Source organism: Pseudomonas sp. MH9.2 (genome assembly GCF_034353875.1).
Lineage (GTDB): Bacteria > Pseudomonadota > Gammaproteobacteria > Pseudomonadales > Pseudomonadaceae > Aquipseudomonas.
The window spans coordinates 1959943-1980575 of the sequence record NZ_CP133784.1 but is presented as its reverse complement, the minus strand read 5'-3'; the positions used below and the strand labels follow the sequence as shown (position 1 = coordinate 1980575).

Here is a 20633-nt window from a genome sequence, read left to right as displayed (position 1 = left end):
TTTGGTTTTCAAAAGGAAACAATTGAATGAGTGAAATGGATGATCTGGCGGCGTTTGCCGTCTTGATCGAAGCGGGCAGTTTTACCTTGGCCGCGCAACGGCTTGGGTGCAGTAAAGGCCAGTTGTCCAAGCGCATCAAGTTTCTGGAAACCAGTTACTCAGTGGTGTTGCTGCATCGCACCACGCGTCGTTTGAGCCTGACCGCAGCGGGTGCTGCCCTGTTGCCCCAAGCCAGGGCGCTGATCACACAGGTCGAGCGAGCCCGGCAAGCACTGGCCCGATTGCAGGATGAAGTGTCCGGTGCGGTGCGGATTACGGTGCCAGTGTCGTTGGGCGAAACGTTTTTCGAAGGTTTGCTGATGGAGTTTTCCCAAGAGTACCCACTGGTGCAGGTCGAACTGGAGCTGAACAACGGTTTTCGCGACCTGCACCGGGATGGATTCGACCTGGCCATTCGCTCCAGCGTAGGCAGCGATGAGCGCCTGGTCGCCAAACCGCTGCTGGCCATGCAGGAATTGACCTGTGCCAGCCCGGCCTATCTTGAGCGTTGCGGGGAGCCGACTCATCCCATGGCGTTGAGTGAGCACCGTTGCCTGCTAAACAGCCACTACAAGGGGCGCGAGGAGTGGCTCTACCATCAAGAGCACCAATTGATGCGCGTGCACGTGGCCGGTCCTTTTGCCAGTAACCACTATAGCCTGTTGAAGAAGGGCGCACTGGTGGGTGCAGGAATAGCGCGACTGCCTTCCTACATGGTGCATGCCGAGATCAATGACGGTCGCCTGCGCTGGCTGCTGCGCGATTATCAGACACGCAGTTCACCGTTGTATCTGGTGCATCCCTATGAAGGCGGCTTGCCCCGACGCACGAAAGTACTGGCGGATTACCTCTTGGGCTGGTTCGAGCGCAGCAGCACCGCATTGGAACGGCTCTGAAGCAGCCGTCCCGAGTGGCGCGTTGCGCATAAAAAAACGGCCCGCAGGCCGTTTTTTTTTGAAGCGCAGGCTTAGCCGCCCAGATAGGCATCCCGCACTTTCGGATCGACCAGCAGTTCTTCACCGGTGCCTTGCATGACCACACGGCCGTTCTCCAGCACGTAGGCACGGTCGGCGATCTTCAAGGCCTGGTTGGCGTTCTGTTCCACCAAGAACACCGTTACACCATCACGGCGCAGTTGTTCGACGATCTCGAAAATCTGCTGAATGATGATCGGCGCCAAGCCCAAGGACGGTTCGTCGAGCAACAGCAGCTTGGGTTTGCTCATCAGCGCACGGCCGATGGCAAGCATCTGCTGCTCACCGCCGGACATGGTACCGCCGCGTTGATTGAAGCGTTCTTTCAGGCGCGGGAACAGGTGCAAGACTTTATCCATCTGCTCCTGATAGTCGCCTTTTGCGGTGAAGAACCCGCCCATGGCCAGGTTCTCTTCCACGGTCAGCCGTGCGAATACACGGCGGCCTTCTGGCACCACCGCGATGCTTTTACGCATGATCTGCGACGAGTCCAGGCCGACCAGTTCTTCGCCCATGTAGCGAATGCTGCCGCTGTGAGCGCGCGGCGAACCGCACAACGTCATCAACAAGGTGGATTTGCCGGCACCGTTGGCACCGATCAGGGTGACAATCTCGCCCTGACGAATCTCGACGTTGACCGAGTGCAGGGCCTGGATCTTGCCGTAGAAGGTGGAAACGTTTTCGAATTGCAGCATTTACGCTTCCCCCAGGTAGGCTTTGATTACTTCAGGATTATCACGGATCTGTGCAGGCGTGCCGTCTGCCAGGGGACAGCCCTGATTGATCACAACAATATGGTCGGAGATGCTCATGACCAGCTTCATGTCGTGTTCGATCAGCAACACCGTGGCGTTGTGCTCATTGCGCAACACGCCGATCAGCGCTTTCAAGTCTTCGGTTTCGCGCGGGTTCAGACCGGCTGCCGGCTCGTCGAGCATCAGGATGCGCGGGCGGGTCATCATGCAGCGGGCGATTTCCAGACGGCGTTGCTGACCGTAGGCCAGGGTGCCGGCAGGGCGGTTGGCGAACTCCTTGAGGTTGACCTGCTCCAGCCAGTGCCCCGCGTATTCCATCGCCTCACGCTCGCTCTTGCGGAACGCCGGGGTTTTGAACAGGCCTGCCAGGAAATTGGTGTTGAGGTGACGATGCTGGGCAACCAGCAAGTTCTCCACTGCCGTCATTTCCTTGAATAGACGCACGTTCTGGAAGGTACGCACCACGCCTTTGCGGGCGATTTGATGGCCGGCAAGGCCTTCGATCGCTTCGCCGTCGAGCAGGATGCTGCCCGCCGTGGGTTTGTAGAAACCGGTCAGGCAGTTGAATACGGTGGTTTTGCCGGCACCGTTCGGACCGATCATCGACACCACTTGTTTTTCATTAACGGTCAGGCCGACGCCATTGACCGCCAACAAGCCGCCAAAGCGCATGCACAGGCCGCTGACTTGCAGAATCGGACGGGTCATCGCTGCAGCTCCATATGGGGACGTTGCATGGGCAGCAGACCTTGTGGACGCCAGATCATCATCAGCACCATCAGGGCGCCGAACATCAACATTCGGTATTCACTGAAATCACGCATCAATTCAGGCATCAGGATCAGCACCACGGCGGCGAGGATTACCCCCAGTTGCGAGCCCATCCCTCCCAGCACGACGATGGCGAGGATGATCGCCGACTCGATGAAGGTGAATGACTCCGGGGTCACCAGACCTTGGCGAGCCGCGAAGAAGCTACCGGCGAAACCGGCAAAGCAGGCGCCAAGGGTGAAGGCCGAAAGCTTGATGATGGTCGGGTTAAGACCCAGTGCGCGGCAGGCGATTTCGTCTTCACGCAAGGCTTCCCAGGCACGACCAATGGGCATGCGCAGCAAGCGGTTGATGACGAACAACGCCAGCAGGGCCAGCAACAGCGCGACCAGATACAGGAAAATCACCTTGTTCACCGAGCTGTAGGCGATGCCGAAGAACTCGTGGAAGGTCTGCATGCCTTCAGCCGCCGTTTTCTCGAACGTCAGGCCGAACAGGGTCGGTTTCGGGATGTTACTGATGCCGTTCGGGCCACCGGTAAGGCCTGTCAGGTTACGCAGCAACAGACGGATGATCTCGCCGAAACCGAGGGTCACGATCGCCAGGTAGTCACCGCGCAGACGCAACACCGGGAAACCGAGGAGAAAGCCAAACAGCGCTGACATCATCCCGGCAATCGGCAAGCAGATCCAGAAACCGAGTCCGTAGTAATGCGAGAGCAGGGCATAGGTGTAGGCGCCGACGGCGTAGAAGCCGACATAACCCAGATCGAGCAGACCGGCCAGACCGACCACGATGTTCAGGCCAAGGCCGAGCATCACGTAGATCAGGATCAGTGTGGCGATATCCACCGCCCCGCGCGAGCCGAAGAACGGCCAGACCAGCGCCACCAGAATCAAGCCAAGGATGATCCAGCGCTGAGTCGAAGGCAGGGTCAGGAAGTTGCTGGCCTTGGCTGGAATCAGCGGCATGCTTGGCGTCGAACGCCAGGCCGCGGCGATAGGTTCGTGGAACAATACCCGCAGGAACATCGCAACAGCGCAGGCGAAAATGGCGAACAAGGTTGTGGTGCTGGTGCCAATGACAGCCAGATTGACGCCGACGATTTCCAGCTTGAGGCCGAGGATCGGGTAGGCGACTGCCAGCACCAGCAAGGCGCTGAAAAACGCCGATTTAAGATTCCTGGTCATACTTTTTCAACCTCCGGACGGCCAAGCAGGCCGGTCGGCCGGACCAACAGCACCAAGACGAGAAGAGCGAAGGCCACCACATCCTTGTATTGGTCGCCGAAAATATCGGCACCAAAGGCTTCAGCTACGCCCAATACCAATCCACCCAGCATCGCGCCGGGAATACTGCCGATGCCGCCCAGTACTGCGGCGGTAAATGCCTTGATCCCGACGAGGAAACCGGCGTTGGGGTTGATCACTCCGTATTGCATGCTGAGCAATACCGCAGCGACCGCAGCCAGCGCGGCACCGATGACGAAGGTCAGGGCGATGATGTTGTTGGTGTTGATACCGAGCAGGTTGGCCATCTTGATGTCTTCAGCGCAGGCGCGGCAGGCGCGGCCCAGACGAGAGCGTGAGATGAACCAGGTCAGTGCGAGCATGGCGACCAGGGTGACGATGAAAATCAGAATCTGCATGTACGAAATCACCACCTCATGGGTACTGGTGGTGCCGAACACGAAGTTGCCAGGGATCAAGTTGGGGATCGATTTGTCTTTCGAGTCTTGAGAGAGCAAAACCGTGTTTTGCAGAAAGATCGACATCCCGATGGCTGAGATCAGCGGGATCAATCGGTTGCTGCCGCGCAACGGGCGGTAGGCAACACGCTCGATGGCGTAGCCGTAAGCACTGGTGACGACGATGCTTGCGACGAATGCGGCGGTGATCAGCAGCGGCAAGCTGTCCAGACCGAGCATGGTCAGGCCGGCGATGGCGATGAACGCCACGTACGAACCGATCATGTACACCTCGCCGTGGGCGAAGTTGATCATGCCAATGATCCCGTAAACCATGGTGTAGCCGATGGCGATCAAGGCATAGGTGCTGCCAATGGTCAGGCCATTAATCAGCTGTTGGAAAAAGTGATAGATATCTATCTCAGGCATTACAGCGCTCCTAAAAACCTACTGAGTGTTCCACTGGTGAAGTCGTTTCCCGCTCGCGCGTCGTGGTATTTGTCCACGTTTCACGTGAGCCCAGTGAATCACTGGTGACGGTTTCAAGATTTTCAGGGAGGAAGAGGTGCTATAGCGCAGCGCTCTTCCCGTTACCTTGTAAAACAAAGCCCACTGTGGATGCAGTGGGCTTTGGGTGAGTCACAAGCGTGCCGGTTATTTCAGCGGAGCTTCTGTTTTTGTGCCGTCTTTGTGCCAGGTGTAGACCACGAATTTGAAGTCTTTCAGGTCGCCCTTGCTATCAAAGCTCAGGTCGCCAGTCGGGGTCTTGAAGGTGCCTGCACGGATCGCCGCAGCCACTTTGGCGGTGTCTTCGCTCTTGGCGTTCTTGATGCCGTCTGCGATCACTTCAACCGCTGCGTAAGCCGGGAATACGAACGGGCCGCTTGGGTCTTCTTTCTTCGCCGCAAATGCTTCTACCAGTGCCTTGTTGGAAGGGTCCTGGTCAAAAGATTTAGGCAGGGTCACCAGCAGGCCTTCGGAAGCATCCTGAGCGATCTGGGAGATCGACGCGTTACCCACGCCTTCTGGACCCATGAAGCCGGCTTTCAGGCCTTTCTCTTTCGCCTGACGCAGGATCAGACCCAATTCAGGGTGGTAGCCGCCGTAGTAAACGAAGTCGACATTGGCTTGCTTCATCTTCGCGATCATCGACGAGAAGTCTTTGTCGCCAGCGTTGATGCCTTCGAACAGGGCGACTTTCACGCCTTTGCTTTCGAGGGTTTTCTTCACTGCGGTCGCGATACCTTCACCGTATTGTTGCTTGTCATGGATGACAGCAACGACTTTCGGTTTGACGACATCAGCGATGTAGTTACCGGCCGCCGGGCCTTGGGCGCTGTCCAGACCAATGGTGCGGAAGACCATTTTATAGCCACGTGCGGTGATTTCCGGGCTGGTAGCGGCCGGGGTCACCATGATGATGCCTTCGTCTTCGTAGATGTCCGAAGCCGGTTGAGTCGAGCTGGAGCACAGGTGGCCCACAACGAATTTCACGCCATCGTTGACGACTTTGTTGGCGACCGCGACCGCTTGCTTCGGATCACAGGCATCGTCGTATTCGATAGCTTCGAGTTTCTTGCCGTCAACGCCGCCTTTGGCGTTGATTTGCTCGATGGCCATTTTTGCGCCACTGAACTGCATATCGCCGTATTGGGCAACAGCACCTGTTTTAGGGCCGGCGATACCGATCTTGATGGTATCTGCAGCGAACGAATGGCTGGCAACCCCTGCCAGAACCAATGCGGCAAACAGCTTGGAAATCTGCTTAGTACCCTTAGTCATGATGCTCCACTCTTGTGTTTTAATTTTTATAATCCTGGCGGCCAAAGCTGCAGGACCGGATTAGAAACGCCCGGTCATCCCCCTGGCAACTGTACCGGTACAGTGTAGAGCGCCGGTTTGTCGCTTGAAAAGCTGGCTACTGGGGGGAAAACCGTATGATGTCGCTTAATTGAAAGAAAGATACAGAATCTAACCGGCTTCTTGAGCATGCGAGCTGCACATGTCCGTCCGCACCCCCGATCGTTTCTGAACCTGTCGTGCAATCAACCACTTAAATCTGGGTTTGTCTGTCGAAATTGCGGCGTTATGATTGCGCCGATTTTCTCTTTGGTGAAACCCATGACGAAAGAAGCTAGCACCCTCTATGCCAAACTGCTTGGCGAAACCGCCGCAATCACTTGGAGTGAATTGCAACCATTCTTTGCGAGGGGTGCCCTGTTGTGGGTCGAAGCTCCCTTGGATTTGATCGAAGTGGCGCACGCAGTGGCCGAAAATCAGGCCGATAAAGTGGCTGCCTGGCTTGCTGCGGGGGAGGTCAGCAAGGTGGCTGAATCACGGGCGCTGGATCTTCTTGAGCGCGATCCACCTCTTTGGGCGGTTGTCGTGGCGCCTTGGGTATTGATCCAGGACAGGGCGCAGGTCTGATCTGACGCTCTTTATTGGTGCGCAATGGCTGGCGAGTGGGTAGCTCGGTAACCGAGCGATAAAGGATGGCGAAGTGCCGTAGCGAAAAATCCCATCTGATTTAAGGATTTGGCAGGCATACCGGGTCAAGCCATTTGCCGGCAAGCCTGCCCCCATAAAGCCTGCACAGAAGTGTGCATTCCATTGGGAGAGCAGGCTTGTCAGCGGATTAGGCTCAATGCTCGGTTTTGCCCGTGTGACGGTTAAGCGAAATGACCCGTGTTTTGCCGATGCGGTGACGGTAAATTTCGCGCAGGTATTTGACTGCTTTCTTTACGCTATCGCGGGAGAGGCGGATGTCGTTGATCGAGACGAACTTGGATTTGTCGTCGATCAGCTCGCGGTACTTCTTCTCGTACATCGGTTTGATCGCGTACCAGTTGGTGTCGAGGATCTTCGCCGGGTTTTCGTATTCGTTGAGTAACGCGTCGATGCTCCTTTCGTTGAACTCGTCGTTGACGATGAACTCGATAATGGCGTTGTCCAGTGTGTCGTCGAAACGGTATTCGGTCCGGGCGAAGCAGCGCTTGATGAACGCCACGATCAGCGTCAGGAAGTCATCGGACAGGCAGGGGCTTTTCGCGATCAGGGTGGTCAGCGACAGGTTGGCCGAAGCGCCGATCACCAACGCATAGCGCTTGAGCGTGGTATTGGGAAACAGGCTGTTGAGGTGAGTCTTGAGCCTGTTCAGGTCCATGTAGGACAGTTTGTAGTCCTTGGGTAACGAAACGATTGAGACCACTGACGAGCAATTCTTGAAGAAGTGCAGGTCGTGCAGGGCCGCCGCGTCATAGCCGGAGGCCTTGTACTGCTCCAGCGCCGCGCGATAACGCTTGGACTCGATCGGTAGCAGGCTGATGCCTTCGATGGCCTGGGTTACTTTGTTGAAGTGCGGCAGGTCGATGGAGCGGAAGAACAGGTCGTCGATGTTCAGCCGTGCCGGTTCTTTTTCGAACAGTTTCAACTTGTCCGAACTCGGTGCCGGTGTTTCCGGTACGACGGATTCTGCGTAGGCAATCGCTACGGGCCCGGCCAGACTCATGAACAAGTCGTTGGCATCCAGGCGAATGGTTTCGCCGATGTCGATCCCGGCCCGACGGAAGTAGTTCTGGTCGTAGTCAGTGGTGACCGCCTGCGCCGTCAGAATGTTGAAAATCTGCTGAGAGATGTATTGGTTGGCGTGCCGCTCCATGGCGTTGACGTCGATGTTCTCGATATTGCCGTCATCGCTTTCTTCGGCGTAACGCATGATGTCGTTGGAGATCAGCATCATCGCGTTCCATGGACGAATACGGCCCATGACGCTGGCTTCGCTGCTGTCTTCGTTCTCGAAGTTGTAGGAGAAGTCCCATTCTTCCGCGAGATACTTGCACAGCAGTCGTCCGGCGTTGATGTGCAGGGCTTCGGACATTTCACTGCGGTGGTCGGAAATGTTCGGCAGGATGCAGATGCCGCTGGTGAAAATAGGTTCAAAGACGAAGGAGCGGCCACGCTTGCCGTCGTTTTCACCCATCGGTTTGGTGTCAAACGTCTTGTTCATGTACGAGTACTGCTGTGCCAGGCCGAACTCTGAAGCCATGCCTGAACCGGTGCCACCGCCGGCGCTGAAGATATAGAAATACAGGCGCGACTGGTTGGCCTTGATCCCGCAGGAATCAATCAGGTACGAGTGAATCAGTTTCCAGTCGGTACTGGAGAAGTTTTGCGTGTCTTTGTTCAGGATGATCTTGGCCAGGTACTGACCGAGAATCGGCGCGTTACCAGCGCCGCCCGCATGGACCTCGGACAGGTCCATTATTTTCATTTTGCTGTAGTCATTGATGAAGCCGCCTTTTTCGCCCTTGCGGGAGAAGCGGATGCGCCCGGCGATGTCCTTGTCCAGGTCACCCAGCATCACCAGCGGCTCCACCAGGAATACCGGTTTGGCCGACTTGTTTTGTACCAGGCGCAGGTTGTTACGAATCCAGCGGGCCGGGCTGTAACCTTTCTCGTCTGCCAGACGGTCTTCATTGCTGAACTGGTTAAGGTAGAACTTCCGTGCGTTGTACACCAACTCGGCGACATCCAGCGCAATGTTCGACCCGCAACGACCCAGGCCGATCAGGCACACCGACGGGAACTGTTGGTCGCGGCGCAATTCGTCTTGGTCATCGATGTGAATCGAAGGTGGGAACACGATGTCACGCAGACCGTCCAGATTATCGAGGATACGATCAGTGTCAGTCTCGGTGAAATACAGGTACTGGTGCGCTGGCATTGGCTGCGGACTGTAAACGCCGCGCGGGGCGAGAGGAGCAATAGACGGGAACTCTAATGCCGCGCTGGCCGGATCGTTTTTTTTGTCATCGTGCGCCATATGCCTGGAAAGGATGGCTGCTCGACTAGTGTTATCGGGCCATCACAGAGAAAGAAATTACGACTTTACAGTGCGTCTTGAGCTTGATCGATAGGGGTTACCCCTAGTGGGTCTAGGGTATTGCGTAGTCTCAAGCACCCAGTAGTCGGCTGAATGCTCGTGGTGACGGTGTACGGTCAGTCGGCAGAGTGCGCAATCGATGCGCTGACGAGGCCGTCAAGGGTCTTGGTCAACAGGTTTTCGGTAGTATTCGCACCCGGTCACCAGGCTGTCGGGTTGGGGTTGGGGGTGTTCTGCGTGCCCTGCCCATTACCCCCTATCAGCGTGACGAATGTTTACAGACAGTTGTGTTTGCGGGTTCTAGATTGGAACTTCCAGGCTCGGCTGCAGCAGGCTTGAAGCTCGTAAGCTCGTTGTCGGTTGGGTGTGTTGAAAGCCAATTGAATAACAATAAAAGAGACGGACCCCACATGCAGAACTCGACCCAAGCGGAGAATGCCTGGCGCATTCTGTTCCTGCTGTTCCTGGCAAATCTGTTCAATTTCTTCGACCGCACCCTTCCGGCGATCATCATCGAGCCAATCCGCATGGAATGGCATCTGAGCGATTTTCAGATCGGCATCATCGGTACCGCATTCACCGTGGTTTATGCCATTGCCGGGCTGCCGTTAGGTCGGATAGCCGACACCGGTTCGCGGCGCAAATTAATGGGCTGGGGCCTGGCGGTGTGGAGCGGGCTGACAGCGGCCAATGGCCTGGTTGGGAGTTTTTGGGCGTTCCTGCTGGTGCGCATGGGCATTGGTATCGGTGAAGCCAGCTACGCACCGGCGGCCAACTCGCTGATCGGGGACCTGTTCCCGGCCCACCGTCGCGGGAGGGCCATGGGTGTTTTCATGCTTGGTCTACCGCTGGGGCTGGTATTGGCGTTCTTCACTACCGGTGCGTTGGTCCAGGCATTCGGCAGTTGGCGCGCGCCGTTCTTCATTGCGGCAGTACCCGGTTTGCTCCTGGCAATCTTCATGTTTTTTATCCGCGAGCCCAAGCGCGGTGCCGCCGAAAGCATGCGGATCTCCGAAGAGAAAATCGACAAGCCGATTCGTCGAGTGTTATCGATTCCTACCTTTGGCTGGCTGGTATTGGCGGGCCTGACGTTCAACTTCGCCACCTACGCCTGCAACTCGTTCATGGTGCCCATGCTGCAGCGCTATTTTTTGTTGCCGTTGCAGGATGCCGCCATGGCGACCGGGCTGATCGTGGGTGTGACGGGGTTGTTCGGCCTGACCCTTGGCGGCTGGGTCGCCGACAAGATCCATCAGCGTGTCGCCAATGGACGCCTGCTGTTTGCCGCCGTCAGCATGCTGGTTGCGGCCATCGCTACGGGGTACGCGCTGCATTCTGGACGCATTGAAATAGGCCTGTTCGTCGGCGTGTTCAGCGTGGGCTGGCTGTTTTCCTACAACTTTTACACATGCGTCTACACGGCGATCCAGGATGTGGTCGAGCCGCGCCTGCGGGCCACCGCCATGGCGTTGTTCTTCGCCGGGTTGTATCTGTTGGGAGGAGGGCTTGGGCCGGTGGTAGTCGGACTGCTGTCCGACTATTTCGCCCATTCGGCGATGTTGTCGGCGGGTGCCGGGGAGATGAGCGAAGTGTTCAAGGCCGATGGCTTGCACGACGCGATGTATCTGATTCCGGTGGCGCTGTTCCTGACGCTGTTGTTCCTGCTCCAGGCGTCGCGCTGCTTCGCTCGAGATGCCGAGCGGATGAAAGTGGGAATGGTGGCGGATGAGCCGGATATGCCTGCGGTGACGGCCTGAAACACCCCTTCGGTCTATTCGCGAAGGCGGTGCCAGCTCAATCGCCAGTCATGTGCTTGAACGACAAAGCCCGCATCAGCGGGCTTTGTCGTTCAAGCAGTCAGCAGATCAACCGGCTACCAACACCCGAATCGCTTCCAGACGTAGCGCTGCTTTTTCAAGCATGGCCAGGCCCTGTTCGCGTTGTTTACGCAGCGCGACCAGTTCGCTGTCGCGCACGGTCGGATTGACCGCTTGCAGAGCGGTCAGGCGTGCCAGTTCTTCGTCGGTCTCGGCGGCCAGTCGACGTTGCGCCTCAGCCACGCGCTCGGCGTGTTTCGGCGCGATCTTGGCTTCGCCCGCATTGATCTGCGGGTTGAGCACATCGCGCTGCGCCTGGATGAATTTGTTGGCGCTGGCACGCGGTACGCTTTCCAGCTGCTCGTTCAAGGTCACGAACGAAACACGGCCCGACAGATCGTTGCCATTGGTATCGAGCAAGCAGCGCAATGCCGCTGGAGGCAGGTAGCGACCCAGCTGCAACGAGCGAGGTGCAACCACCTCACTGACGTAGAGCAGTTCCAGCAACACGGTGCCGGGTTTCAGCGCCTTGTTCTTGATCAGCGCTACGGCGGTGTTGCCCATGGAACCGGCCAATACCAAGTCCATGCCGCCCTGGACCATCGGGTGTTCCCACGTGATGAACTGCATGTCTTCACGCGCGAGCGCCTGATTGCGGTCGTAGGTGATGGTCACGCCTTCGTCATCGCCCAGCGGAAAGCTGGCGTCGAGCATTTTTTCGCTTGGCTTGAGGATCAGCGCGTTTTCCGAATGGTCCTCACTGTCGATACCAAAGGCGTCGAACAGGGTTTCCATGTAGATCGGCAGGGTGAACTGATCGTCCTGTTCGAGAATTGCTTCAACCAGCGCCTGACCTTCGCCAGCACCGCCAGAGTTGAGCTCCAGCAATCGGTCGCGACCGCTGTGCAGTTCACCTTCCAGGCGGATGCGTTCCTCGCGTGCCGCGTCGACCAGGGCTTGCCACTCATCGTCATCGCCACTTTCCAGAAGCGGGAGCAGGCGCGGGCCGAATTGGTGTTGCAGAGCGTTACCGGTCGGGCAGGTATTAAGGAAGGCGTTCAGCGCTTCGTGATACCACTGGAACAGACGCTCTTGCGGGCTGGTTTCCAGATACGGTACATGCAGCTCGATGATGTGCTTCTGGCCGATCCGGTCGAGACGACCGATCCGTTGTTCCAGCAAGTCTGGGTGCGCCGGCAGATCGAACAGTACCAGGTGGTGGGCGAACTGGAAGTTGCGGCCTTCGCTACCGATTTCCGAACAGATCAGCACTTGCGCGCCAAACTCTTCATCGGCGAAATACGCTGCGGCGCGATCACGTTCGAGGATGTTCATCCCTTCGTGGAACACGGTGGCGGGGATACCTGAACGCACGCGCAGCGCGTCTTCGAGGTCCATCGCGGTTTCGGCGTGAGCGCAGATCACCAGCACTTTGACGCGCTTGAGCATTTTCAGGGTGTCGATCAACCAGTCGACCCGCGGGTCAAAGCGCCACCAGCGTTCTTCTTCAGTGACGTCTGGCTGCGACTGGAAGCTGACTTCCGGGTACAGGTCGGCATGTTCGCCCACCGGCAATTCCAGGTATTCGGCAGGGCAGGGCAGGGGATACGGGTGCAGTTTGCGCTCCGGAAAGCCTTGCACGGCAGCCCGGGTGTTGCGGAACAGCACGCGGCCGGTGCCATGGCGGTCAAGCAATTCGCGGATCAGGCGTGCACTGGCTTCGGTATCGCCGTCAGCCACCGCGCCCAGCAGGGCTTCGCCTTCGACACCCAGAAATCCGTGGATGGTTTCGTGTGCTTTAGGTGACAGGCGGCCCTGATCGAGCAACTCCTGCACGGCTTCGGCCACAGGGCGATAGTTTTCGCTTTCTGCACGAAACGCGTGCAGGTCATGGAAACGATTCGGATCGAGCAGGCGCAGACGAGCGAAGTGGCTGTCTTGACCCAGTTGTTCCGGGGTGGCGGTCAGCAACAGAACGCCGGGTATGACTTGCGCCAACTGCTCGACCAGTGAGTATTCAGGGCTGGCTTGTTCTTCATGCCAGACCAAGTGGTGAGCTTCGTCGACCACCAGTAAATCCCAGCCAGCGGCAAACAGCGCGTCCTGGGCCTTTTCGTCGTCGACCAGCCACTCCAGCGCGACCAGCGCCAGTTGCGTGTCTTCAAAGGGGTTGCTGGCATCGCTTTCGATAAAGCGCTCGGCGTCGAACAACGCCACTTGCAGGTTGAAACGGCGACGCATCTCCACCAGCCATTGGTGCTGGAGGTTTTCCGGAACCAGGATCAGCACTCGATTGGCGCGGCCAGACAGCAATTGGCGATGGATCACCAGACCGGCTTCGATGGTTTTACCCAGGCCTACTTCGTCTGCCAGCAGAACCCGTGGCGCGATACGGTCAGCGACTTCGCGGGCGATGTGCAATTGGTGAGCAATGGGCTGCGCACGAACGCCGCCCAGGCCCCACAGTGAGGACTGCAACTGGCGGCTGGTGTGCTCGAGTGTGTGGTAACGCAGCGAGAACCAGGCCAGCGGATCGATCTGTCCGGCGAACAAGCGGTCAGAGGCCAAGCGGAACTGAATGAAGTTCGACAGCTGGGTTTCCGGCAGGGTGACAGGTTCATTCTGGGCGTTGAGGCCGTGGTAGACCAGTAAGCCGTCGACGTCGTCGACTTCGCGTACGGTCATCTTCCAGCTTTCGAAGTGCGTGATCACGTCACCTGGCGAAAAGCGCACGCGTGTAAGCGGTGCATTGCGCAGTGCGTACTGGCGGGTATCGCCAGTGGCCGGGTAGAGCACGGTCAACAAGCGGCCGTCTTGCGCCAGAACGGTGCCTAAACCCAGCTCGGCTTCGCTGTCACTAATCCAGCGTTGCCCCGGTTGATACTGCTGCGCCATGCTGCCTGACTCCCGCCGTGAAAAGCCGACTATATTAACGGATCAGGGCGCCCAAACCAAAGCGCCCCGTCAAAACAGCCCGTATTCATTGGATACGGGCCCTCGCACAGGGTCGTGCAAGGCACTTGTGGGCCGGAACATAGTCGAAAGTCTTGCGTCAAGCGGCTCAAGTCGACGAACCGGCAGCCGACAGCTTGCTAATAAGGAGAACAACCACACATGCTGCCACCAATGATTCCGCTGAGTGCAGTGCCAGTCACCTCGCAACTCGACCCCGTCAAGCAAAGGCCGGAAATCCCGCCTGTGGTGCCGGTACAGCCGAGTTCTAACGAAAGCACTATCGACCTGCGCAAACGCGATCCCGAACAGACCGCGATCATGTTGCGTGAAGAGCAGCGGCGTCAGCGCGAACGGCAACGCGGCAAAGGTCATCAGGATGCACAGGAAGAACCGCTGGCCGTTCCGGGCGATTCATTGAACGCCGACAACACTGTGCCAGTGGTGGCGTTGATGGATGATGAGCCAAGGCAGGGCTTATGGGTGGATGTAGAGGTTTGAGTTGTTCGGACGTCTTTCCCAGGTTCTCTGCATGCCTGGTCACGCTGAACGGTTTTGTCGTGTAAGAAGGCAGATCACCACTGGTCATGGCCGCCGTCACCCCGCATTATTGGCAGCATCCCCGTAGTCAAGACGTGCAGACCATGAGCGAAGACGACAAATTGATAGACTTGGGCGCTGAACGCGCCAAACGCACGCACGACCTCAATGACAAGCGCCTCAACGAAGTGCGCAAGGCTTTCGAGCAGGCGCTGCCGATGGGCAAAGGCAAGAAAAAGCCCAAGGGCAAACCGAAAAAACCCTGATTGCTGGCTTCCCTCCCTCCTGTTTTTTGACACAGATCAGTTATTAGCGACCTGCCGTGGGCTGTCGCGGTGGCGCTTGATCTGGGTCAATTTCCCCCACCGTCACCTTGGCTAACCTAGCCCTATCGAACAAGGCAGGTCAGGGGAGGCGGTTATGTTTCTCGATAATGTGGTTGTCGCCGGTGTTGTCACCGTGGGCTTGATGGTGTTGTTTTTCGCAGGCCTGGGAGTTTTTATCTGGAAGGACTCGCATAAGCGCAAGTAAGGCTGAGAGTCGTTTCGGTACATGAGCACGCAAGGCACTTTGGGCGACTTCGGTCGCCTTTTTTTCGTTTCGACTTTAGTCGTGCCCGCACCAAAGTGCGGGCGCGGTGACCTCAGCCGATGCTGATAGGCGGCAAGGTCGGCAGGGTGACCGTCTGTTGCTTGCGAGGGGCGAGGATCTCTGCTTCGCCATCAACCACCAGTTCATCCCGCTGGTTGAATACACGGGTAGCGATGCGCACGCGGAATTTTGGCAGCTTTTCCAGAATTTCCAGGCGCACGGTCAGGGTGTCGCCAATTTTCACTGGCTTCTGAAAACTCATTTGCTGACCGATATAAATAGTGCCCGGTCCAGGCAACTCACATGCGACTGCCGCGCTGATCAGTGCGCCGCTGAACATGCCGTGAGCGATACGCTCCTTGAACATGCTTTGGGCTGCGAATTCAGGATCAAGGTGCACCGGGTTGTGATCGCCCGACATCGCAGCGAACAACTGGATATCACGCTCTTCGACAGTTTTGCTGTAGCTGGCAGTCTGGCCGACTTCGAGAGCTTCGTAAGGCGTATTGGTGACTTGAGTCATTGAATAATCCTGTGGCGTGTTGGTTGACGATTTACGTATCGATGTCTTGAAAAAACCGATTCATTCATTCGGTGCGCGGAGGTCGTGGATTGGCCAGAGCGTGCTCCAGCCATGTGAGTAAATCACGAGTGACTTCATCGCGGTTGGTTTCATTGAGCAGTTCGTGCCGCGCCTGTGGGTAAATTTTCAGCTCTACCGCTTGATTGCCCGCCGAAATCAAGGCGTCGGCAAGGTCTTTGAGACGCGTGCCATTGCTGACGGGATCACATTCGCCGCCGACCACCAGCAGGGGTATGCCTGGATCAATCTGTTCAAGGTTCGCCGGTTTGCTGATGTGCTGCAACCCGGCGAGCATGTCGAGCCAGAATTGGTTGGTACAGCGGAAGCCGCATAACGGATCGTTGACGTAGCGGTCGACTTCTTGCGGATCGCGGCTGAGCCAGTCGAACGCCGTACGCATGGGTTTGAACGCTTTATTGAACGAACCGAATGATAGCCATTCGATCAACGCACTGCGCCCGGTTGGCCCTTGGCGCCAGCACTCCAACCAGGCGATCAGGCGGGCGCTGCGATAAAGCGAAACCGGCTGAAAGTTCGACCCGCTGAGAATCGCGCCTTGCAGGCCGGCGCTGTGTAGCAACAGATACGCCAGGGCAATATAGCTGCCCATGCTGTGGCCCATCAGGAATACCGGCAGGTCGGGATGCGTCTGGGCGATGTACTGCCTCAGACAGGCCAGATCACCCACCACTTTGTTCCAGCCGTTTTTATCGGCGTAGTGCCCAAGCACGCCGTGGGCGGCGGTTTTACCATGCCCCCGCTGATCAGGGACGTAGAGCTCGAAACCCGCGGCAGTCAAGGCTGTGCCGAACCGCTCATAGCGAGCGCTGTGCTCGGCCATTCCATGCGACAGCATCACCACTGCCCTGGGCGTGACAGATGGCTGCCAATGACTGACGTAGAGGCGACTGTGATCGTGGGTATCAAGCCAGAAAGCATCATGACTCATGGCGATTCCTTATGCCCTGCGTGACCGACTGTTTGCAGTGTATAGCGCATCGACAAATTGCAGACCGACCAGCAGTAAGATTCACGTTGTTGATGACGCACTGCGCGCTATTTGCCTTGTGGGTGTTAGCTGCTAACGTCCGGCAAGCCCCGCTTTTAATGCAGCGGGCCAGACACACTCAGGTAAAAGGACAAAAAAACAATGCAACCTGAATTCTGGAACGACAAACGGCCCGCAGGCGTGCTCTCTGAGGTGGACCTCGGCGCTTACAGGTCAGTGAACGAGGTGTTCGAGCGCTGCTGCAAGACGTTCGCTGATCGCCCGGCTTTCAGCAATATGGGGGTAACCCTCACTTACGCCGAGCTGGAACGTTACTCGGCGGCGTTCACCGCCTACGTGCAAACACAGACTGACCTGCAGCCGGGTGATCGCATCGCGGTGCAAATGCCCAACCTGCTGCAATACCCGATTGCGGTGTTTGGCGCGTTGCGTGCCGGCCTGATCGTGGTCAACACCAACCCACTGTACACCGCTCGCGAAATGCGCCATCAGTTCAAGGACTCAGGTGCCCGTGCACTGGTCTACCTGAATATTTTCGGCAAGCTGGTGCAGGACGTTCTGCCTGACACCGATATCCAGTACCTGATCGAAGTAAAAATGGGCGATATGCAGCCTGCGGCCAAAGGCTGGTTGGTCAATACCCTGGTCGACAAAGTAAAAAAGATGGTCCCTGCGTTCAGCCTGCCGCAGGCCGTCCCGTTCAAGAGCGTATTGAAGCTGGGGCGCGGCCATCATTTGCAAGGGGTCAAGGTCAGCAGTGACGATATTGCGGTGCTGCAATACACCGGTGGCACCACCGGTTTGCCCAAAGGCGCGATGCTCACCCATGGCAATCTGGTGGCGAACATGCAGCAGGTTTATGCCTGCATGTCGCAGCATGGCCCGGACGGCAGCCAACTTTTCAAACAGGGCAGCGAAGTGATGATCGCGCCGTTGCCGCTTTATCACATCTATGCCTTCACCGCGAACTGCATGTGCATGATGGTCAGCGGCAACCATAACGTACTGATCACCAACCCACGGGACATCGGCGGCTTCATCAAGGAGCTGAAAAAATGGCGCTTCTCGGCGTTGTTGGGGCTGAACACATTGTTCGTGGCCTTGATGGAGCACCCTGATTTCAAAAGCCTGGACTTCTCTAACCTCAAACTCACCAACTCCGGAGGCACCGCGCTGGTCAAGGCCACGGCCGAACGCTGGCAGCAACTTACCGGTTGCCGAATTGTTGAAGGTTACGGCTTGACCGAAACCTCCCCGGTGGCCTGTACCAACCCATACGGCGATCAGGCGCGGCTGGGCACGGTGGGGATTCCTGTCCCCGGTACGGCGTTGAAAATTATCGATGACAACGGGGTCGAGCTGGCGATTGGAGAGCGTGGCGAACTGTGCATCCAGGGCCCGCAGGTGATGAAGGGGTATTGGCAGCGACCTGAGGCCACCGACGAGGTGCTGGATGCTGACGGCTGGTTGAAGACCGGCGACATCGCGGTCATTGATCCGGACGGCTTTGTACGCATCGTCGACCGCAAGAAAGACATGATCATCGTCTCCGGCTTCAACGTGTACCCCAATGAAATCGAAGATGTCGTCATGGCACACCCCCAGGTCGCCAGTTGTGCGGTGATCGGCGTGCCGGACGATCGCTCGGGCGAAGCGGTGAAGCTGTTCGTGGTGGCGCGGGAGTCGGGCGTGAGTGTTGAAGAACTCAAGGCCTACTGCAAAGAAAACTTCACCGCCTACAAAGTGCCCAAACACATCGTGCTGCGCGACTCATTGCCGATGACCCCTGTGGGCAAAATCCTGCGCCGTGAGTTGCGTGATATTGCCTGAGACATTAGTCCCGTAAAGCGGTGTGCCAGACACATCGACATCGCGAATAAACTCGCGCCCACAGGTTATTCACAAATCTGTGGGCGCGAATTTATTGGCGAGCGGTTTGACGCGGAATACCTGAAATACCGCCATCGCGGTGTCCCTGACACTCCGGTTCTCGCTGAATAGTATCTTTGCTCTAAATGTGACCTGAGCATATTAAAAAGTCACAATTGTGACTATATGGGCCGCTATTGGCTCTAGTCGACCCATGGCAAAGCTGCTACTCTCGGCCCGCTTTTTGCCCCATTGGCAAGCAAAAAAGCCCGCAACAAAACACAAAAAAATAATCGCATTCAAGCGGTGTGTAGAATTCGCTGTCGCTGAGGAGTCGGCTTCCATGATCGAAAATTTCTGGAAGGATAAATATCCGTCTGGCATTGCTGCCGATATCAATCCTGACGAGTATCCAAATATTCAGGCGGTATTGAAGCAGTCTTGTGAGCGTTTCGCCAATAAACCGGCTTTCAGCAACCTGGGCAAGACCCTCACTTACGGTGAGCTGTATGAATTATCGGGTGCGTTTGCTGCTTATCTGCAGCAGCACACCAACCTGCAACCGGGCGACCGTATCGCCGTGCAGTTGCCCAATTTGCTGCAGTACCCGATCGCTGTGTTTGGAGCTATCCGCGCCGGCTTGATCGTGGTCAACACCAACCCGCTGTACACCGCGCGGGAGATGGAACATCAGTTCAACGACTCTGGCGCGAAGGCGCTGGTGTGCCTGGCGAACATGGCGCACCTGGCCGAAAAAGTGGTGCCCAAGACCCAGGTTCAGTACGTCATCGTTACCGAAGTGGCGGATATGCTGTCACCGCTCAAGCGTCTGCTGATCAACAGCGTGATCAAGTACGTGAAGAAAATGGTCCCGGCGTATCACTTGCCCAAGGCGATCAAACTCAACGATGTGCTGAGCAAGGGCCGTGGTCAGCCGGTGAAGGACGCTTCGCCTGTCAGTAGCGACGTCGCAGTGTTGCAGTACACCGGCGGCACCACAGGTGTGGCCAAGGGTGCCATGCTGACCCACCGCAACCTGATCGCCAACATGCTGCAATGCAAGGCGCTGATGGGCTCCAACCTGCATGAAGGGTGCGAGATTCTGATCACGCCGCTGCCGCTGTATCACATCTATGCCTTCACCTTTCACTGCATGTCGATGATGCTGATCGGCAACCACAACATCCTGATCAGCAACCCGCGCGACCTGCCGGCGATGGTCAAGGAGCTGTCGAAGTGGAAGTTCAGTGGTTTTGTCGGCCTCAACACCTTGTTTGTGGCGCTGTGCAATAACGAAGCGTTCCGCAAACTCGACTTCTCTGCCTTGAAAGTCACCCTGTCCGGCGGCATGGCCCTGCAATTGGCCGCCGCCGAGCGCTGGGAAGCAGTGACCGGCTGCGCAATCTGCGAAGGTTACGGCATGACCGAAACCAGCCCGGTGGCCACGGTCAATCCGATCCAGAAGATACAGGTGGGCACCATCGGTATTCCGGTGCCATCCACGTTGTGCCGGGTGATCGACGACGAAGGCAATGAGTTGCCGTTGGGCGGGGTCGGTGAGTTGTGTGTCAAAGGCCCGCAAGTCATGAAGGGCTACTGGCACAATCAGGAAGCCACCGATGAAATGCTCGACGCCGAGGGCTGGTTGAAAACCGGCGACATCGCGATCATCCAGCCAGACGGTTACTTGCGCATTGTCGATCGCAAGAAAGACATGATTCTGATCTCCGGTTTCAACGTCTACCCCAACGAACTTGAAGACGTGCTGGTGATGTTGCCCGGCGTCCTGCAGTGCGCCGCCATCGGTATCCCTGACGAAAAATCTGGTGAGGCGATCAAGCTGTTCATCGTCGTCAAGCCGGGTGTGACCCTGACCAAAGACCAGGTCATGGAACACATGCGTGCCAATGTCACGGGCTATAAAGTGCCGAAGTCGGTCGAATTTCGCGACGCGTTGCCGACCACCAACGTCGGCAAGATCCTGCGCCGGGAACTGCGTGATGAAGAACTGAAAAAACTCGGGCTGAAAAAATAAGCCAGGCAGCGCTACACCCCAAGCCCCGCCGATGCGGGGCTTGATTGTTTTTGTAGGCGCGCGCTTGCCCGCGATAAGGTCCGTATGACCGCTTCGCGGCCAATCGCAGCCTCCGGCAGCGCCTACAGG

17 protein-coding genes are annotated in these 20633 nt (G+C 57.3%); 8 read left to right on the top strand and 9 right to left on the bottom strand.

What is annotated here, in order from left to right; all coding sequences use genetic code 11:
- Nucleotides 1-26 precede the first annotated feature (26 nt).
- The gene (locus RHM55_RS09270; RefSeq protein ID WP_322181345.1) at nucleotides 27-935 is read left to right on the top strand and encodes a LysR family transcriptional regulator; all 909 of its coding nucleotides are present in this window, start codon (nucleotides 27-29) and stop codon (nucleotides 933-935) included.
- A gap of 71 nt (nucleotides 936-1006) precedes the next feature.
- On the opposite strand, the gene RHM55_RS09265 is transcribed toward RHM55_RS09270, so the two are convergent.
- The 5 genes from RHM55_RS09265 to RHM55_RS09245 all read right to left on the bottom strand — a co-directional run bounded on the left by RHM55_RS09265 (nucleotide 1007) and on the right by RHM55_RS09245 (nucleotide 6008).
- Entirely contained in the window at nucleotides 1007-1708 is a 702-nt protein-coding gene (locus RHM55_RS09265) for an ABC transporter ATP-binding protein (RefSeq protein WP_322181343.1), read from the bottom strand.
- On the bottom strand, nucleotides 1709-2476 hold the full coding sequence (gene livG / locus RHM55_RS09260; protein WP_219064133.1) for a high-affinity branched-chain amino acid ABC transporter ATP-binding protein LivG: 768 nt from the start codon (nucleotides 2474-2476) through the stop codon (nucleotides 1709-1711). It abuts the gene before it with no gap.
- A complete protein-coding gene (locus RHM55_RS09255; protein ID WP_322181340.1) occupies nucleotides 2473-3729 on the bottom strand; it encodes a high-affinity branched-chain amino acid ABC transporter permease LivM in 1257 nt (418 codons plus the stop codon). The genes livG and RHM55_RS09255 overlap by 4 nt, the downstream gene beginning before the upstream one ends.
- Nucleotides 3726-4655, bottom strand: a complete 930-nt coding sequence (gene livH, locus RHM55_RS09250) for a high-affinity branched-chain amino acid ABC transporter permease LivH (protein WP_322181338.1) — start codon at nucleotides 4653-4655, stop codon at nucleotides 3726-3728. The genes RHM55_RS09255 and livH overlap by 4 nt, the downstream gene beginning before the upstream one ends.
- A gap of 225 nt (nucleotides 4656-4880) precedes the next feature.
- On the bottom strand, nucleotides 4881-6008 hold the full coding sequence (locus tag RHM55_RS09245; protein ID WP_322181336.1) for a branched-chain amino acid ABC transporter substrate-binding protein: 1128 nt from the start codon (nucleotides 6006-6008) through the stop codon (nucleotides 4881-4883).
- Between the two features lie 339 nt (nucleotides 6009-6347).
- On the opposite strand from RHM55_RS09245, the gene RHM55_RS09240 reads away from it, so the two are divergent.
- On the top strand, nucleotides 6348-6653 hold the full coding sequence (locus RHM55_RS09240; protein ID WP_322181334.1) for a DUF2288 domain-containing protein: 306 nt from the start codon (nucleotides 6348-6350) through the stop codon (nucleotides 6651-6653).
- A 214-nt stretch (nucleotides 6654-6867) separates the two neighbouring features.
- Here the strand turns inward: RHM55_RS09240 and RHM55_RS09235 are convergent, their stop codons facing one another.
- Nucleotides 6868-8949, bottom strand: a complete 2082-nt coding sequence (locus tag RHM55_RS09235) for a hypothetical protein (protein WP_322181332.1) — start codon at nucleotides 8947-8949, stop codon at nucleotides 6868-6870.
- 569 nt (nucleotides 8950-9518) lie between these two features.
- Between RHM55_RS09235 and RHM55_RS09230 the strand changes: the two genes are divergently transcribed.
- The gene (locus tag RHM55_RS09230) at nucleotides 9519-10865 is read left to right on the top strand and encodes an MFS transporter (protein WP_322181330.1); all 1347 of its coding nucleotides are present in this window, start codon (nucleotides 9519-9521) and stop codon (nucleotides 10863-10865) included.
- 108 nt (nucleotides 10866-10973) lie between these two features.
- On the opposite strand, the gene rapA is transcribed toward RHM55_RS09230, so the two are convergent.
- Nucleotides 10974-13820: an RNA polymerase-associated protein RapA gene (gene rapA, locus RHM55_RS09225; RefSeq protein ID WP_322181328.1), complete on the bottom strand. Its 2847-nt coding sequence runs from the start codon at nucleotides 13818-13820 to the stop codon at nucleotides 10974-10976.
- 219 nt (nucleotides 13821-14039) lie between these two features.
- Here rapA and RHM55_RS09220 point away from each other — a divergent pair, with 219 nt between their 5' ends.
- The 3 genes from RHM55_RS09220 (at nucleotide 14040) to ccoM (ending at nucleotide 14948) form a co-directional block, all read left to right on the top strand.
- Nucleotides 14040-14378, top strand: coding sequence for an aspartate-semialdehyde dehydrogenase (locus RHM55_RS09220; RefSeq protein WP_322181326.1), 339 nt, complete (start codon nucleotides 14040-14042; stop codon nucleotides 14376-14378).
- Between the two features lie 86 nt (nucleotides 14379-14464).
- Nucleotides 14465-14683, top strand: coding sequence for a hypothetical protein (locus RHM55_RS09215; RefSeq protein WP_322183160.1), 219 nt, complete (start codon nucleotides 14465-14467; stop codon nucleotides 14681-14683).
- Nucleotides 14684-14837: 154 nt separating this feature from the next.
- Nucleotides 14838-14948, top strand: a complete 111-nt coding sequence (gene ccoM, locus RHM55_RS09210; protein WP_322181324.1) for a cytochrome c oxidase subunit CcoM — start codon at nucleotides 14838-14840, stop codon at nucleotides 14946-14948.
- 112 nt (nucleotides 14949-15060) lie between these two features.
- Here the strand turns inward: ccoM and RHM55_RS09205 are convergent, their stop codons facing one another.
- Entirely contained in the window at nucleotides 15061-15531 is a 471-nt protein-coding gene (locus RHM55_RS09205) for a MaoC family dehydratase (protein WP_219064124.1), read from the bottom strand.
- 64 nt (nucleotides 15532-15595) lie between these two features.
- Nucleotides 15596-16540 carry an alpha/beta hydrolase gene (locus tag RHM55_RS09200; RefSeq protein WP_322181322.1) on the bottom strand — a complete coding sequence of 315 codons (945 nt, stop codon included), beginning with the start codon at nucleotides 16538-16540 and terminating at the stop codon, nucleotides 15596-15598.
- A gap of 201 nt (nucleotides 16541-16741) precedes the next feature.
- Between RHM55_RS09200 and fadD2 the strand changes: the two genes are divergently transcribed.
- The gene (gene fadD2 / locus RHM55_RS09195; protein WP_322181320.1) at nucleotides 16742-18430 is read left to right on the top strand and encodes a long-chain-fatty-acid--CoA ligase FadD2; all 1689 of its coding nucleotides are present in this window, start codon (nucleotides 16742-16744) and stop codon (nucleotides 18428-18430) included.
- Nucleotides 18431-18812: 382 nt separating this feature from the next.
- The gene (gene fadD1, locus RHM55_RS09190) at nucleotides 18813-20504 is read left to right on the top strand and encodes a long-chain-fatty-acid--CoA ligase FadD1 (RefSeq protein WP_322181318.1); all 1692 of its coding nucleotides are present in this window, start codon (nucleotides 18813-18815) and stop codon (nucleotides 20502-20504) included.
- The last annotated feature ends 129 nt before the right edge of the window (nucleotides 20505-20633 follow it).

Excerpts from the sequence above, each read along its gene's own strand:
- RHM55_RS09270 (WP_322181345.1), top strand. The coding sequence starts at position 27 with ATGAGTGAAATGGATGATCTGGCGGCGTTTGCCGTCTTGATCGAAGCG.
- RHM55_RS09265 (WP_322181343.1), bottom strand. The coding sequence starts at position 1,708 with ATGCTGCAATTCGAAAACGTTTCCACCTTCTACGGCAAGATCCAGGCC.
- livG (WP_219064133.1), bottom strand. The coding sequence starts at position 2,476 with ATGACCCGTCCGATTCTGCAAGTCAGCGGCCTGTGCATGCGCTTTGGC.
- RHM55_RS09255 (WP_322181340.1), bottom strand. The coding sequence starts at position 3,729 with ATGACCAGGAATCTTAAATCGGCGTTTTTCAGCGCCTTGCTGGTGCTG.
- livH (WP_322181338.1), bottom strand. The coding sequence starts at position 4,655 with ATGCCTGAGATAGATATCTATCACTTTTTCCAACAGCTGATTAATGGC.
- RHM55_RS09245 (WP_322181336.1), bottom strand. The coding sequence starts at position 6,008 with ATGACTAAGGGTACTAAGCAGATTTCCAAGCTGTTTGCCGCATTGGTT.
- RHM55_RS09240 (WP_322181334.1), top strand. The coding sequence starts at position 6,348 with ATGACGAAAGAAGCTAGCACCCTCTATGCCAAACTGCTTGGCGAAACC.
- RHM55_RS09235 (WP_322181332.1), bottom strand. The coding sequence starts at position 8,949 with ATGCCAGCGCACCAGTACCTGTATTTCACCGAGACTGACACTGATCGT.
- RHM55_RS09230 (WP_322181330.1), top strand. The coding sequence starts at position 9,519 with ATGCAGAACTCGACCCAAGCGGAGAATGCCTGGCGCATTCTGTTCCTG.
- rapA (WP_322181328.1), bottom strand. The coding sequence starts at position 13,820 with ATGGCGCAGCAGTATCAACCGGGGCAACGCTGGATTAGTGACAGCGAA.
- RHM55_RS09220 (WP_322181326.1), top strand. The coding sequence starts at position 14,040 with ATGCTGCCACCAATGATTCCGCTGAGTGCAGTGCCAGTCACCTCGCAA.
- RHM55_RS09215 (WP_322183160.1), top strand. The coding sequence starts at position 14,465 with ATGGCCGCCGTCACCCCGCATTATTGGCAGCATCCCCGTAGTCAAGAC.
- ccoM (WP_322181324.1), top strand. The coding sequence starts at position 14,838 with ATGTTTCTCGATAATGTGGTTGTCGCCGGTGTTGTCACCGTGGGCTTG.
- RHM55_RS09205 (WP_219064124.1), bottom strand. The coding sequence starts at position 15,531 with ATGACTCAAGTCACCAATACGCCTTACGAAGCTCTCGAAGTCGGCCAG.
- RHM55_RS09200 (WP_322181322.1), bottom strand. The coding sequence starts at position 16,540 with ATGAGTCATGATGCTTTCTGGCTTGATACCCACGATCACAGTCGCCTC.
- fadD2 (WP_322181320.1), top strand. The coding sequence starts at position 16,742 with ATGCAACCTGAATTCTGGAACGACAAACGGCCCGCAGGCGTGCTCTCT.
- fadD1 (WP_322181318.1), top strand. The coding sequence starts at position 18,813 with ATGATCGAAAATTTCTGGAAGGATAAATATCCGTCTGGCATTGCTGCC.